This window comes from Phycisphaerales bacterium (genome assembly GCA_020852515.1).
GTDB lineage: Bacteria > Planctomycetota > Phycisphaerae > Phycisphaerales > UBA5793 > UBA5793.
Genome location: JADZAS010000014.1, coordinates 1 through 14,831, shown reverse-complemented (window position 1 = coordinate 14,831; position 14,831 = coordinate 1). Strand labels below are relative to the sequence as shown.

The 14,831-nt window shown below is 64.3% G+C and carries 10 protein-coding genes; all 10 read right to left on the bottom strand.

Features of this window, described 5'->3' with window-relative positions; genetic code table 11:
• Positions 1–35 precede the first annotated feature (35 nt).
• The 10 genes from IT430_08920 to IT430_08875 all read right to left on the bottom strand — a co-directional run bounded on the left by IT430_08920 (position 36) and on the right by IT430_08875 (position 14,191).
• Positions 36–2,252, bottom strand: coding sequence for a TonB-dependent receptor (locus IT430_08920; GenBank protein ID MCC6908047.1), 2,217 nt, complete (start codon positions 2,250–2,252; stop codon positions 36–38).
• Positions 2,253–2,345: 93 nt separating this feature from the next.
• Positions 2,346–3,575, bottom strand: a complete 1,230-nt coding sequence (locus IT430_08915; GenBank protein ID MCC6908046.1) for a PQQ-like beta-propeller repeat protein — start codon at positions 3,573–3,575, stop codon at positions 2,346–2,348.
• Positions 3,576–3,612: 37 nt separating this feature from the next.
• Positions 3,613–4,815 carry a PQQ-like beta-propeller repeat protein gene (locus IT430_08910; protein MCC6908045.1) on the bottom strand — a complete coding sequence of 401 codons (1,203 nt, stop codon included), beginning with the start codon at positions 4,813–4,815 and terminating at the stop codon, positions 3,613–3,615.
• Positions 4,816–4,911: 96 nt separating this feature from the next.
• Positions 4,912–6,186: a PQQ-like beta-propeller repeat protein gene (locus tag IT430_08905; protein MCC6908044.1), complete on the bottom strand. Its 1,275-nt coding sequence runs from the start codon at positions 6,184–6,186 to the stop codon at positions 4,912–4,914.
• A gap of 9 nt (positions 6,187–6,195) precedes the next feature.
• Positions 6,196–7,044: an energy transducer TonB gene (locus IT430_08900; protein ID MCC6908043.1), complete on the bottom strand. Its 849-nt coding sequence runs from the start codon at positions 7,042–7,044 to the stop codon at positions 6,196–6,198.
• Entirely contained in the window at positions 7,041–7,415 is a 375-nt protein-coding gene (locus IT430_08895; protein MCC6908042.1) for a biopolymer transporter ExbD, read from the bottom strand. Before IT430_08895 ends, IT430_08900 begins: the two co-directional genes overlap by 4 nt.
• A gap of 28 nt (positions 7,416–7,443) precedes the next feature.
• Positions 7,444–8,061, bottom strand: a complete 618-nt coding sequence (locus tag IT430_08890; protein MCC6908041.1) for a MotA/TolQ/ExbB proton channel family protein — start codon at positions 8,059–8,061, stop codon at positions 7,444–7,446.
• A 103-nt stretch (positions 8,062–8,164) separates the two neighbouring features.
• Positions 8,165–9,457 carry a hypothetical protein gene (locus tag IT430_08885; GenBank protein MCC6908040.1) on the bottom strand — a complete coding sequence of 431 codons (1,293 nt, stop codon included), beginning with the start codon at positions 9,455–9,457 and terminating at the stop codon, positions 8,165–8,167.
• Positions 9,458–9,492: 35 nt separating this feature from the next.
• Positions 9,493–13,320 carry a DPP IV N-terminal domain-containing protein gene (locus tag IT430_08880; protein MCC6908039.1) on the bottom strand — a complete coding sequence of 1,276 codons (3,828 nt, stop codon included), beginning with the start codon at positions 13,318–13,320 and terminating at the stop codon, positions 9,493–9,495.
• Positions 13,321–13,384: 64 nt separating this feature from the next.
• Entirely contained in the window at positions 13,385–14,191 is an 807-nt protein-coding gene (locus IT430_08875) for a queuosine precursor transporter (protein ID MCC6908038.1), read from the bottom strand.
• Positions 14,192–14,831 lie beyond the last annotated feature (640 nt).

Below are 14,831 nucleotides of genomic sequence, written 5' to 3'. Positions count from 1 at the left end.
ATCTCCATCTCGCCTCGGCGTCGCACGCGTGGCCGTCAGAACGTGATGTTCACCGTCACGCCGAACGTCTGCGGCGCGCCGCTCTCGCCGACGAACACGCTCGGATCGACCGGGCTGGGTTGGAAAGCCACCAGCACGTAGTCCTGGTCGAACGCGTTGCGGATCCAGCCCTCCACGCTCACATTGCCGCTGCGCACGCCGAGGCGGAAGTTCGCCAGTTCAAATGACTCGCTCGCGCGATTGCCGGCGTCGTAATAGTAGGTGCCCACGCCGACGTACTCTCCGCGCGCGTACCACTGCGTGGTCGAGTTGATCGTGCCGGTGTACTGAGCGCCGAGGTTCCACGTGCGATCAGGCACAAAGGCGAGTTTGCGACCGCTCACGTCGGTGCCGTATGGATCGATGAAGTTCTCGAACTCGGCGTCGGTGTAGCCAAGGCCGGCGAACAGGTCCCACCCTTCGGCGGGCTTGATGTTCAGTTCAAGCTCGAATCCTCTGCTCGTCGCCGACGCGGCGTTGGCGATGTAGCCGCCCGCCATGGCGTCGAAGAGCGACAGTTGCAGGTCGTCCCAGTCGATGTAGAACGCCGACGCGTTGATCGCCAGGCGCTCGTCGAGGAAGGTTGTCTTCAATCCGCCTTCGTACGTCCAGCTCGTTTCCTGGTCGAAGGCCAGGCGGCCCGTGGGTGCGTTGAGGTTGAAACCGCCTGCTTTGAAGCCCATCGCCGCCGAGCCGTAGGCCGTCACGTTGTCGGCGAAGTCGTAGGTGGCGCCGAACATGGGCACGACCTGGTCAAAGTCGCGGTCGATGCTCGTCGTGGTGGATAGCACCGTGAAGCCGCCGGTTTCGAACGTGTGGTTCACCGTCGCTTCTTTGTGCTCGTAGTCGTACCGCAGGCCGGCGGTGAGATCGAGCTTGGGATTGACCTGCAGCGTCGCCTGCCCAAAGCCGGCGATGCCGAAGTCGTCGAAGTTGCCAAACTGCGTGTCGAGGCCGACCTGCGCCGGCGGGAAGAGAATGCCAGCGCCGCCGGGGCGGAAGTTGTTCGCCGCCAGCCGGTCAGAATCGGCAACGAAGACGCTCAATCCCGCGAGCCATCGGAGCTGCATCTCATCGCCGAGCGCCAGTTCGCTTCCTTCGGCTGAAGAAAGGCGAAACTCCTGGCTGAAGTAATACTGCGATTCCTCGGTCCGGCGGCGGATGCCGTCGATGATGGAGAAGTCGAAGTCCGAGGTCTCGTGGATTTCCCAGTCCTCGAAAGCGGAGATGGAGACGAAGTCGACACTTTCGCCGTAGTAGTTCCACGTCAGGGCTGCGCCGAAGAGATCGCGGTCGGCGCGGCCTTCGAAATCCTGATTGATCCGATGCGGCATGCGCCGCAGGCCATTGAGTTCGGAAAGCACGAATCCGCCGTCATCCGAAGTCTCGCCGAAGATCGACAGGCGAAACTCCGACTGCTCGCTCGGCGTCCAGAGGATCTGACCGCGGCCGAAGAACGATTCGCGGAAATCGACGTCGTTGCCCGTCGCGAGGTTCTCCGTGTAGCCATCGCGCTTCGAGAACAGGCCCGAGAAGCTCGCGAAGAGTTCATCTTCGATCAGCGGCACATTGGCGGAGACGTCGTATTCCTGCAGGCTGTAATTACCCCACATGCCGCCAACGCGGAATTCGGGCTCGTTGCTCGGCCGCTTGGTGAGGATGTTGATCACGCCGCCGATGGAGTTGCGACCGTACAGGGTGCCCTGCGGGCCGCGCAGAAACTCGATGCGCTCCACGTCGATGAGCGGCAGGTTGGTGCTGTTGTTCGTGAGTTGAGGCACGCCGTCGATGTAGGTCGTGACCGCCGGGTCGCCGATGCCCGAGCCGACGCCGCGCATGGTGGGAAACGTCAGGCGGCGCGATGAGAACTCGTTGATGAACAGGTTGGGGACGAAAAACGAAGCGTCGCGCATGGTGCGCACGCCGGAGTCTTCGAGGAACGATTCATTGAGTACATCGACGTTGCCGGGCACGTCGCGCAGCAGTTCCTCCCACTTGCGGGCCGTCACCACGATCGGCTCGAAGCGCACCACGCGCTGCGGCTGACTCTCGGCCGGCGGCTGCGGACTCTCGGGGGCTTCGGGAGAATCTCCGACGTCCTGCGGCGGCGGCTGCTCCGTCGGCGGCTGTTCGGGCGGAGCGTCCTGCGCCCAGGCGGAGGAGACGGCCACGCCGAGTGCACACAGAGCCGCGACTGTGAAACGGTCCGTCATGGATTGCCTCAGAAAGTGGAAAGTTGAAGTGATCGGTCGGGACGCGGGACACGCGCACCCAACCCGCCTCGGTCGCCCGTTCGCCTTCGTCGATCACGCCGGCCCGCGATGGTCGCGGCAGACGAGTTCGCCCAGGCTGCTGCGGCAGTAAATTCGGCCGCCGGTCAGGATAGGCGTGGTCCAGAACTTTCCGCCATCGAGGACCTGCACGTGGTACATCTCGTTGTAGCGCACGGGATTGGCGTCGGCGATGATCAGGCCGCCGTTCTTGTCCAGTGCGATCAGCTTCGCGTCGGCGATCATCATCGCGCCCAGCCCCAGCCCGCGCTCCATCCACTTCTCGTTTCCATCGAGGTCGACGCACTTGAGAACGCCGTCGTCAAAGCCGTAAAGGTGGTTGTCCCACAGCACGGCTGCGTTCATCGCGGTCTTGAGCACCTTGCTCTCCCACAGGACCTCGAGGCGGTCTTCGTGCAGTTGCAGCATGGCGCAGCCGTGGTTTGCGCCCGAGGAGATGAAGATGCGATCGCCGATGATGATGGGAGTCGCGGCGTTGATGTTGTTGAAGGTCTTCCACTCGTGGAAGTAGCGCTCCTGTCCATCGGCCGCGTCGAGGATGACGAGCCCTGAGGCGTTCATGACGGCGATGAGCCGCTTGCCGCCGTACTCGAAGTCGATCGGCGTCGAATAGCCCTGGCCGTAGTCTTTCGTCTTCCAGAGCAGATCGCCGGTCGCCTTGTCGAGCGACAGCGTGATCCCGGCATCGACGATGACGGCGTCTTCGACGATCAGCGGCGCCGACGCAAAGCCCCACAGGCCCATCTCGGTGCCGTAGAGCGCCTGGAGATCCTTGTACCAGAGCACCTTTCCCGATGCGGCGTCGAAGCAGTAACACTTGCCTTCGCGGTTCTTGGTGTACAGGCGCTGTCCATCGACGGTTGGCGTGGAGAGCGTGCCGCCGTCGTGGCCGTTGTTGCAGATCTCCGCCGGGTATTCGTACTTCCACACCTGCTCGCCGGTGTCTTCGCTGAGGCAGATGATCATGTCCACCGAGCGCTCTTCGTCGAAGCCCATCGTGAACACGCGGCCGTCGTGGACGGCGACGGCGGAGTAGCCCAGACCGACCTGGGCCGTCCAGAGCGGCTCATCGGCGCCATTGACGACCCAGCCGGCTTCGGATGAGATGCCGTTCTGATCCGGCCCGCGCCAGCACGGCCACTCGCCGCGCACCGGATCGCCAGCGGAAACAGCCGCCTGGGCGCTGGACAGCGCAAAGACAGAGCAGGAGAGAACGGCGATGACGCCGTGACGCAGCATGTTCATGAAGGGGTTTCCTCGATTGAGTGGCGATGAAGCGCGATCACTGCCCACGATGGTCCATGCACGCGAGCGATCCCAGGCTGTTGCGGCAGTAGATCAGTCCATTGGCGATCACCGGCGTCGTCCAGCACACGCCGCCGTCCACGACCTTTGTTCTCGACAGCTCGACGAACCCTTCCGGCGAAGCGTCGGCAATGATCAACTCGCCTTTCCCGGACATGATGAGCAGCCGCTTGCCCGCGGCGGACAGGGCGCCTTTGCCCATGCCTCGCTCGGCCCACTGCTCGGCGCCATCGAGATCGATGCACTTGAGCACGGCTTCGTCAAAGCCGTAGAGATATCCGTCAATCAGCACGCAGCCGCTCATGTGGTTGCGCATGACCTTGCTGTCCCAGGATTTGGTCAGCTCCTTGCCGTCGAACCGGAACACGCCGCAGCCGTGGTTGTACCCGGAGGAGACGAAGATTCGATCGCCGCTGACGATCGGCGACGCGGCATTCACGTCATACTGCGTCTTCCACTCATGCGTGGCCAGCGTGCGGCCGGTGGCGCGATCAAGCACCGCGACGCCGTCGCCGTTGAACACGACCAGGCACTGCTTGCCGTCAAACTCTGCCGCAGTGGGTGTCGAGTAGGCGTGGCCAAGGTTGGCGCTGGTCCACTTGATCTCGCCGCTGACTTTGTCGAACGCGACGACCGTGCCGACGTTGATGACGACCATTTCGTCAAGCACAAGCGGCGAGGCGGCAAAGCCCCACGTCGGTACTTGGGCGCCGAACTCCTTGACCATGTCTTTCGACCAGAGCACTTCGCCCTTTGAGGCTTCGAAACAGTTGAGGCGGCCTTCGCGATTGAGCACGATGAGGCGCGGGCCGTCGAGAGAGGGCGTGCAGTTCGTGCCCCCGCCGTGGAACTTGTTCCACCGCTGGGCCGGGTAGGAATGCCTCCAGATCTGTTCGCCGGACTTGGCGTCGAGGCAGGCGATGACGTCTTCTTCGCTGCTTTCCATCCAGCCGACGGTGTAGAGGCGATTTCCAGCCACGACGACGGACGAGTAGCCCATTCCGACGTCGCGCTTCCAGAGCGGTTCGGCGCTCCCCTGAGCTGCCCAGGCCGTCTCAGCGGAGATGCCCGTGCCCGCGGGGCCGCGCCACTGGGTCCAGTCGTCGATTGCCGCGCCTGCGGGCGCGCAGGCAAGGGCCGCGACGAGACCCAGGCCGCAGGGCGCGAATCGAGACTCCATGCGTTGCATCAGCGAAACGAACACGACGCACCTCCGTTGCAGATGGACGGCGCCATCCGGCGACCGTTTATAATGGTTCGGACCGAGACGGTTCAATCATTGCCTTGCCCGATGGTCGAGGCAGACGATGTCGCCGAGGCTGTTGCGGCAGTAGAAGTAGCCGTTGGCGAGCACCGGGTACGTCCAGTAGACGCCGCCGTCGAGCACCTTGGTTCGAGACAGTTCGCGATACTCGGCCGGCGTGGGCTCGACGAAGATGAGTTCACCCTTGTCGCTGAGCAGCACGAGCTTGCCGTCGGCCATGATGTTGGCGCCCTTGCCCAGGCCCCGCTGCTGCCACTTCACATTCCCGTCGAGATCGAGGCACTTGAACACCGCCTCGTCGAAGCCGTACAGATGATCTTTGTAGAGGATGGACTGCGCCATGTGATTGCGCATCTCCTTGCTCTCCCACACGACGCCGGGCTGTTCGTCGGCGAGACTGAGCATGGCGCACCCGCGGTTGTAGCCCGAGGAGATGAACACCTTTTCGCCAATAACGATGGGCGCTGCGGCGTTGACGTTGGCGCGGTTCTCCCACGAATGAACAACCTTTTCCTCTCCGGTCTTTCGATCGAGCACGACCAGCCCGGTCTGGTTGAACACGGCCAGGCAGGCATCGCCTTTGAGTTCGAACTCCACGGGTGTGCAGTAGGCGTCGCCGTAGTTCTTTGATGTGGCCCAGAGTTCCTTGCCGGTGCGCTTCTCGAAGGCCACGACCTTGCCGACGTTCATGACGACCATCTCGGGCAGGATCATGGGCGAGGCGGCCAGTCCCCAGCGCGGGAAGTTCAAGCCGTATTCATCTTTGAGGTTTTTCTCGAAGTGGATCTTGCCGGTCGCGGCGTCGAAGCAGAAGAAGCGTCCTTCGCGGTTCGAGCAGTAGAGATCTTCGCCATCGACGCCCGGCGTCACCAGCGTGCCGCCGTTGTGGCTGCGGTCCCAGCGCTCGGCGGGGTAGTGGTGCTCCCAGATGATGTCGCCGGTCAGCGCATCAAGGCAATAGATGCCATCCAGGCCGCGCTCGACGTCATAGCCCATGGTGTAGAGCCGGCCGTTGGCGATGGAGACTGATGAGTAGCCCAGGCCGACGGTGCGCTTCCACACCGGCGCCTCGGCTCCCTGCATCGTCCATCCCGTCTCGTCGGTGGTGCAGTTGCCGTTGGGCCCGCGGAATTGCGTCCAGTCGTCGGGACCAGTCGCCGCGATCGCCGCGCCTGCCAATCCCGCCAGACACGCTGCGCCGATCATCGCTTCACGATTGAACTTCCGGATGAGCGCCGTCATAACCCCGTCCTTCCCGGCGCTGCCGCGCCGTTGTGATTCGTCCACGATTCAGATTCAGGAATCGATGAGATGGAACTCGATGGGAATATCGACCCACAGCGCGGCGACGCGTCCGTCGAGCCGGCCCGGCCTGAAGCGCCAATGCTGGCGCACCGTGCGCTCGGCCTGTCGATCGAGCACATCGTAGCCGGATGACTGCCGCACCTGGACATCCCCCACGCGTCCATTCTCCAGCACTTCGATGCGCAGCACGACGGTGCCCTCGTAGCCGCGCCGCCGCGCCACGGCCGGATACGCCGGTTTGGGCCGATGCTCGAGCACCGGGTCGATCCGCTCGCCCCGAGGCGCCGACGGCGGGGCCGACGCGACGGGCGGCGGCGACTGTTTCACCGGCCGGGCTGCGGCGCGTTGCAGATTCGGCGTCAGCAGCGCCAGCAGCCGGGATGGCGGCGCCGAGGCGAGGCGATGCACGACCCGCGCCGCTTCGAGTGGCGCGGGTGCCTGCGGCGTCTCGATGACGGCAGCAGTGGGCGCTACTGGCGATTCAGTATTCTGGACCACCGACTCCTCGAAAGGCGCCGGCGCGGCGACATCCTCGCTCACTTTCACCTCAGTCTCGGACTCGATCTCGATCGGTTCGGCTTCGACGAGGGCCGGCTCAACCGGTTCATCTGCGTCAGCTTCGGCGGGAGGCTGCTCCGTTTCGATCTCGGTCACTTGCGCTTCGGCTTCGATCGGCTCCACCGTGGCGGCCGGCGCGGGCAGTTCGACGAACCCAATCCGCAGCGGCCGCGGCTCGGCCGGACCCGACTGGCCTGAATCGCTCCACGATGCCACCGCAGCCAGCACAACGACGTGCAGGCCCGACGCGATCAGACCGGCGGCTGCGAGAGTTCGACTCACGGCTGGAGCGCCTCCGTCGAGAGGATAGACACATTGGTCCACCCCCGGTTGCGGAGCAGATCGAGCACGGCAAAGACCTGGCCGTGGCGCGCCTGCGCATCGGCGTTGATGACGATGCGCTGCGACTCATCCGCGCCGATCGCCTGCCGCAGCGCCGGTTCGAGGCCGTCGAGCGACACCGCCAGTTGATTCACATACAACTCGCCGGCGTCACTGACAGTGATGACGACGGCTTCGTCGACGATGCGATCGACCTGCCGGCCGACTGGCAGCTGCACCGACACGCCGCGCTGCACGGTCATCGAGAGCATGGAGTAGATGAAGAAGACCAGCAGAATGAACATGCAGTCGATGAGAGGGATCATCTCCACGCGGGCCCGCCTGCGACCGATGCCGCTTTCAAGATGCACGGCCGGCGACCCCCTTGCGGTACATGATCTCAAAGCTGGTCAGCCGGCTTTCCAAGACGCTCACCTCTTCGTCGAGCCGCGCGCTGAACCAGTTGTAGGGGATGAGCGAGAGCATCGCGACGACCAGGCCCACGGCCGTGGTGAGCAGCGCTTCGGCGATGCCGCCGGTCACGGCGATGGGATTGTCCACCCCGGCGCTGCCCATGACATCGAAGGAAGTGATGATGCCCAGCACCGTGCCGAGAATCCCAAGCAGCGGCGCGAGCGTGACGATCGTGTCGTGGATCTTGAGATAGCGGCGCATGCGCCGGATCTCTTCGTTGGCGGCGAGTTTGAGCGCGGCTTCGAGCGAGTCGTGCCGGTGTTCGAGCCCGAAGCGCAACACGCGCACGATCGGATCGCGCGAGCCTTCGCTTGCCTGCTGGGCCCGGGCCACCTCGCCGCGCGCGAGCAGTTCGGCCAACTGGTCGAGCAGCGCGCTGTCGCGGCTGCGCCGCTCGCGGCTCCAGAAGATGGCGCGCTCGAGGGTGATCGTGACCGACACCAGCGAGCACGCCAGCAGCGGATACATCACCGGCCCGCCCTGCACGATCCAGTCGAGATTCATCCGCCGGTTTCCTCGCAGGGCAACGATCCGCGCTGCCGGCCACGCGCCTGAGCAGAGCGGATGATGATACCGGCGATTACGGCCAACAGGTGCGGCCGGTGCATCAAGCCTGCGGAATCTTCACCTGCTGACGCTGCGACTCGCTGAGCACTTCGACCACGCGGCGGATGATCTCCTCCTCCAGCAGGCGGCGGTTCTCCATCTGCTCGTGGTGCGGCGTGATCCACTTGTCGCGCGAGGTGGCCATCTGCTGCTCCTCCCACTGCTGAGCCCGCTCATCCGTGAGGCGGCGCAGGACCGTCTCAATCGCGCGGCGGCGCGGCCACCAGTCATCGTCGCGGATCGACTCGATCGCCACCCGCTGCTGGGGCGTGAGGTCCTCCATCGCCAGCACTTCGGCGATGAACCGGTCCGCGACCCGCTCCGATTCCATGGCACCGTCAAAGATGTACGACACGCGCCAGAACTCCCGCTCGGCGCGGGTCCTGGTTTCGGGGCTGAGTTGATCCGCGCACAGGCGAAAGTAGGCGAGGTTCACGTCCGCCACGCGGCGGTGGGCCGCCATGATCGGGCGCAACCGCTCGAGCCGCCGCACACTTCTTTCTTTGGTCTGCTGCGCAAACAGGGCCTGGAGTTCCTCGGGCGTGTGGCCCGATCCGTGAATCTGCGCATCCACGCTGGTGGGGGCGAAATCCTTCATCACTTCCACGGGCTCGCGCCGGGTATGTTCGTTGCGCTGCCGCAGGGCCAGATCGAAGTCTTCGGCGTAGCGCTGGAGTATCGGTCGAACGAGTTCCTTCTCGGGCTCCGACAGCAGATCAGACTCAAGAAAGATCTGCACGAGATCGGCGCGCTCGACCGGGTAGTGCGGACTCCAGGCGCACGTGCGCCGCCGGCGGATGCCGCGCAGCACTTCATCGAGCGCCTGCTGCTGCTCGACGGTGAGATACTGCTTGATGGAAGCGACGGCCGCGTCGTGGCGCTGCAGGATGTCTTCGGCGAGTTCGATCGCGCGCTGCCGGTGCTCGTTCCACTCCTGGCTCGCCGCCCGCCACTTCTCAAAGTATTCGGGCACGAGCCGCCGCGATTCGTCCGTCATCTTGGCCTGGTATTCTTCCTGACGTTTGATGATGTCGAGCGTCTTCTCCTCAGTCTCCTTCGCCACGCCGCGCCGCCACTGTACATATTCATCGCCGATGATGAGAATCTCAACATGGGTTTCCTGCGATAGGCGCAGGCGATCGGCGATCGCTGCCACGTCGAGATCATCGAGCAGCGACTCGTGCGAGAGATCGGGAAAGGGCACCGGCTGAGCCGAAGCAGGCGCCGGAAGGCCACAGAGCATCGCCAGCACAGCCAGCAGAAGAACCCGGCTCGCCCTCTTGCTGTGTGTCATCGGTTGTCTCCGGCCCTGCGTCAGACCCCGGCCCGTCAATCGCCTTCATCATACCACCCGTCCGCCTGTGATCGTTCGGTTGCGCGCAGCGGTTCGGCTGGCCGATTGCGATTCTCCTTCTTGACGCCCAGCGATTCGAGAATGAACTCGTTGGTCGTGCGCTGGTAATGGCGGTTGAAGATGCCGTGGCGATAGCCGGGGTAGATCATCAGTTCGAAATCCTTGTCGGCGTCCTGCAGGGCCTTGACCAGCCGCGTCGTGTTCTGCATGTGCACGTTGTCGTCGATGGCCCCGTGCAGCAGCCGCAGCCGGCCGTGCAGGTCCTTCGCCGCGAGGATGACCGAAGTCGCGTCGTAGCCTTCAGGATTGTCCTGCGGCGTGCTCATGTAGCGCTCGGTGTAGATCGAGTCGTACTCGCGCCAGTCGGTGGGGGCCGCGCCCGCGATGCCGGCGCAGAAGAGATCGCTGTGCGTCATGGCGAACGCCGTCATGAAGCCGCCGTAACTGTGCCCCGACATGCCCACGCGCTCGCCGTCGATGTACGGCTTGGCGGTGAGCCAGCGGATGGCGTCTTCGATGTCGCGCAGTTCCGACACGCCAAGCTGCTTGTACGCCGTCCACGTGGAAACCGAGCCGCGGTTGCTCGCCGAGCGCGGGTGCATCTCGAAGAGCACGATGCCCTCATTGGCCAGCAGCTGGTCGCGCACGCGCCCGCCGGACCACCGGTCGGACACGGTCGGCGCGTGCGGTCCGGCGTAGGTGGTGAACCAGACCGGATACTGCTGGCGCGCATCGAACTTCGCCGGGTAGAAGACCGTCGCGTCGATCGGATAGCCGTCGCGCGCCGAGATGACCACGTGCTCCTCGCGGCCGAGGTTCCACTCCTCGAGCACGTACACGGGATTGCTGTCGATGGTGCGCAGCAGTCTGCCGGTTTCCGCATCGCGCAATTCGACGCGCGGCGTCTGGCCGAAACTCGACCACGAGTCCACAAAGTACTTCCCACTTGGGCTGATGCTGACGTTGTGCGAACCCTGGCCGTTGGTGAGGCGCTTGCCCTCGCCGGCGCCGACTTCGAAGCGATAAAGGTCCGAGCCAATCGGGTTGTCGCGCATGCCCGTTGTAAAGATGAGGTTGTTCTCGAGATCGAGCCGCTCGATGCCGCGCATCTCCCCTTCGCCGACGGTCAGCGGCGCGATGAGGTTACCATCCGCGTCGTAGCGGTACCAGTGGCGCCACCCCGCGCGGTCGCTGGACATAAGGAACCCGCCGCCGTCGAGGAAGCGCAGCGGCCCGGGCGACTCGATCCACGCAGCCGTCTGGTCGCGCAGCAACCGCGTCAGTTCGCCGCCTTGCGCGGGCGCGCGGCAGACGTCAAGCCAGGTCTGGATGCGATTCTGGACGTAGAAGTAGACGGATTCGCTGTCGGGCCACCAGCCGACTTCGGAAATCAGCCGATCCGCCGCTTCGTAACTCGACAGATCGACCCACTGCGGCTCACCGCCCGCGGCCGTGACGATGCCCAGTTGCACGACGGGGTTGGGCTGGCCGGGTTTGGGATAGCGGGCCACCTCGACGCGCTGCTGGTACTGCGCATCATTGACGATGGTGAACTCGGGCACCATCGACGAGTCGGTCTCAAGAAACGCAATGCGCGAGGAGTCCGGACTCCACCAGTAGGCGTTCCAGTTGCGGCCGAAGAGTTCTTCGTAATACACCCAGTCGGCCTTGCCGCGCCGGAGCGTGTCGCTGCCGCCGGTGGTCAGAGCGCGCTCGGTCGCTGTGGCGACGTCAACCACGAAGAGATCGTTGTCGCGCACGAATGCGACGAACAGGCCGTTGGGGCTGAAGCGGGCGAGTTCTTCGCGCTGCGGCGTGCTGGTGAGGCGTTTGGCGACCGAGCCGTCCGCCGACACGTAATACAGATCGTTCTCGTGGTTGAAAAGCGCGCCCGTCCGCCCGTCGTCCATCGAGCGCGCCGCCTGATTCGCGTAATTCCGCGCAGCGCGGCTGTCCATCGTCGGCAGGCCCTCGAGCGCACGCGCGATGGCGGCTGAATCTATCTCCTCCGCCTGCTCCCAGCGCTCGCTGCGGCCGGTTGTTGCGTTCACCTTTCGCAGGCCACCCTTGTTAATGAGGTAGTGCTCATCATCGAGCCAGCGGATGACGTTAACCGCGTTGCCGCTGAAACTCGGCATGCCGCGCCGGTCGCGCAGGACTTCTTCGGTGACAATGCGCCCGAACGTGCGCTCATCGTCCAGCGGGCGATAGGGCGTGGTGAGCAGGGGCTGCTCCTCCTCGGGCCAGCGGATGATGGGATAGTCTTCTCCCTCCCGCAGAGAAGGCAGCATGCCCCAGAAGGCGAAGCTATCGTCACTCTGCGCTTCGAGCAGGTACGCCGCAAGGCGGCCCAGCGGCTGATCCAGGCGCACCACGAGCGTGCCCGCCGGCACGCCCATCAGGCCGCTGCGCCGCTCGGCCTCGACGGTCTGAGTGCGCCGGTTCTGGAATTCGCGATTGGCAGGTTTGAGCGAAGTAATGCGATCGACCTCGACGTTCAGCTCGATGTCTTCGCGCAATTCGAGCACCGATACGCCGTGCCATTGCAGTTCGATCGCGGTCTCGCGGAGCGAAGGAGGCAGCAAATACGCGACGGGCATGGTGGTTTCGAGCGTCGCCTCGAAGTCGTCAACGAGGTCCACCAGGTAGTCACAAGGCTCAACGCCGATGCGCTCTTTGCCGGTATTCTGTTCAATCTGCCCCAGCACCGTTACCTTCTCCGGCCGCGCCTTGAACTTCGAACGCAGCACGATCGTCCTGCCCGAGTTGTGCTTGGCCCGTTCGTCGGCGGCGCTGAGCACCGACTTGATCTCGCCGCGGTTGGCGCTGATGTCGCGCAGGCACTCGCGCACGAATTCGAGCGAGCCGAGCACGCGGTCCTTGTACGAGGCGTAGGCGTACGCCTCGGAAAGGATGCTGATGCGGTTGCGCAGGCCGAAGTAGGTCGTGCCGTAGCGACTTTCTGCCGGGTACGACTCCCACTTTGTGTGGTCCCGGTCGAAGTTCCCGTAAAAGAAAGAGTCGTAGCCGGTGCGCTGCTTGAGTGACGCCGTGATGCGCGGCATCATCGTGTCGTGCGCGTAGTCGATGATTTCACGATCGCCGGCGGGCGACTTGGGGCCGGTGTAGGTGATGAGGTAGCGGTGCAGCGAGCCGTTGGTCGTGTGCGTGTCGATGAACACATCCGGGTTCCACTGGCGCATGACCTTCACCAGCGCCCGCGTCTCGGGCGCATCCGTCTTCGTGAAGTCGCGATTGAGATCGAGGCCCTGCGCGTTGGGACGCACGCCCATGCCCTTCTCGGGCCCGATCTGGCCGGGGCGGTTGTCCAGGCCGAAGCGCTCGTTGCCATCGGCGTTGTAGATGGGCACGATGCACAGCACGAGGTGGTCGAGCAGGTCGGCGTCATCGCCGGCGAGCACCTCGCGCGCCAGCGCCAGCAGCGCCTCCTTGCCCGCCACTTCGCCGGCGTGGATGTTGCCAATGATCAACACGACCATCTTCTCCTGCGCTGCCGCCTGCTCAGGCGAAGATACGCCCGGATCGGCCAGGACCAGCATCGGGATCGCGCGATTCTCCACCGTCGTGCCGATGTCGATGCGATTGGCCAGCGGCGAGGCGCTGGCCATCGCGTTGATCATCTCCACAACCTGTGCGTAGGTCGAAGTCGCGGTGTAATCGCTCGACTCGGCCACCGTCTGCAGCGACGCGATCGCTTCCGGCTGGCGGTCCTGCGCGAGGGCGCCGGTGGCGGAGATGAGCATCAGCAGGGCTATCGCACTCGCAACTGTTCGGCGCCGCATGTTCGCTCCGGAAAGTCGGTTTGTCACGTTCATTCGAGGCGCGGCCGGTCCGCGCCTCCCTCGATCACTGCACGCCCACATCGCGGTCTGACGCACCCTCGGCGCCGGCCACGGTTTCAATGATCCGCTCCGACGCCCCGCCGAGGTAGAGATCGATGAAGTAGTGGATCACATACAGCAGCGGCGTGACGCCCAGGGCGATGACGAACTTGAAAATGTAGCCGCTGGAGGAGGTATTGAGATACTTGAGAAAAGTAAAATCGTCGTCGGCCTCGGAATAGCCAAGTTTCCACGGCAGGTAGAGGCCGATGAACCCGACCACGAAGGTATCGACGAGTTGACTCACCAGCGTCGATCCCGTGGCGCGCAGCCAGAGCAGGCGGTGCCCCGTGCGCCGACGCACGATCCAGAACACCATGACGTCGATGAACTGGCTGAGCAGAAACGCCGCGATCGAGCCGACGATGATCCACTGCGACTGCAGGAAGACGCGGTCGAAGGACGCATCGTCGATGGGCGAGTACGCCGGGGCCTCCACGAACTGGCAGAGCCACACGGCAAAGAAGGCGTAAGCGATGACGCACGCCGCCAGCAGGCTCAGGCGCTTGACGCCGGGGCGGCCGAAGTACTCGTTGATGATGTCCGAGGTGACAAAGACGACCGGCCAGATGATCACGCCGCAACTGAGCGTAAAGGTGTGGTCCACGACCACGGCCGGCACTTCGAAGAGTTTCCCGCCGACCATCTCGGCGATGAGCGCATTGCCGAGGAACACCCCGCCGAGGATCATGAACAGTGTCTGCCGCCGCTGCTCACTGCTGTGCAGCGGGTTGAGCGTGGCCTGGTCGAGAGTCGGGGCGGATCGGGTCACTCGATGCTCCTTTGAGACGCCCACCAGTCTATGAGCGAGGCGGGGAGCAGGTCTCGACGCTCCGGCACGCCGCCTGGGGCGATCTGCTGCCGAAACTTCGATGGGCACGCCGCGGCGGAACTGGTCCGATTGGCCATCCGCGAAGGTGGGAGGAGGTGGGGGAGCGCTGGCGCCTCGGGTCCGGAGGCGATGGACTCGACCTGCGCCCGGCAGCTACGTCTGCCACGTGCTCCATCGCGGCGTCGATCGCATGGGCACCTTCGCCGGTGGTGGCGGCTACCATTCGTCGTTGGTGAGGCGGACGGCGGCGGCGCTGGGTCTTGGAGCACACGTTTCGGCCGCGCGGCCGGCCGCGGAAGGCGGCAACGGCATGAGCAGACCTGATAAACGTAGCTGTCCCGTTTTCGTGCCTGGTTTCGTGCCTTGCTAAACGTAACTGTCCCGTGTTCTTAGCCAGAACACGAGAGGGAGGAACATGCGGCCACTTCAATTCGTTGCCATTATGTTATTCGCTCTTGCTTCCTGCACCATCCGCAATGACAGCGCAGCCGAGCTTCCTGATATTATTGCAGTTCCGCAGCAGACTGCGAACTCCTTGTTAATCGTTGCGCACTGCCGAAGTACTTCCAATATCATGGAG

Coding starts and splice junctions, on each gene's coding strand:
- IT430_08885 (MCC6908040.1), bottom strand. CDS start 9,457: ATGACACACAGCAAGAGGGCGAGCCGGGTTCTTCTGCTGGCTGTGCTG.
- IT430_08915 (MCC6908046.1), bottom strand. CDS start 3,575: ATGAACATGCTGCGTCACGGCGTCATCGCCGTTCTCTCCTGCTCTGTC.
- IT430_08890 (MCC6908041.1), bottom strand. CDS start 8,061: ATGAATCTCGACTGGATCGTGCAGGGCGGGCCGGTGATGTATCCGCTG.
- IT430_08920 (MCC6908047.1), bottom strand. CDS start 2,252: ATGACGGACCGTTTCACAGTCGCGGCTCTGTGTGCACTCGGCGTGGCC.
- IT430_08880 (MCC6908039.1), bottom strand. CDS start 13,320: ATGCGGCGCCGAACAGTTGCGAGTGCGATAGCCCTGCTGATGCTCATC.
- IT430_08910 (MCC6908045.1), bottom strand. CDS start 4,815: ATGGAGTCTCGATTCGCGCCCTGCGGCCTGGGTCTCGTCGCGGCCCTT.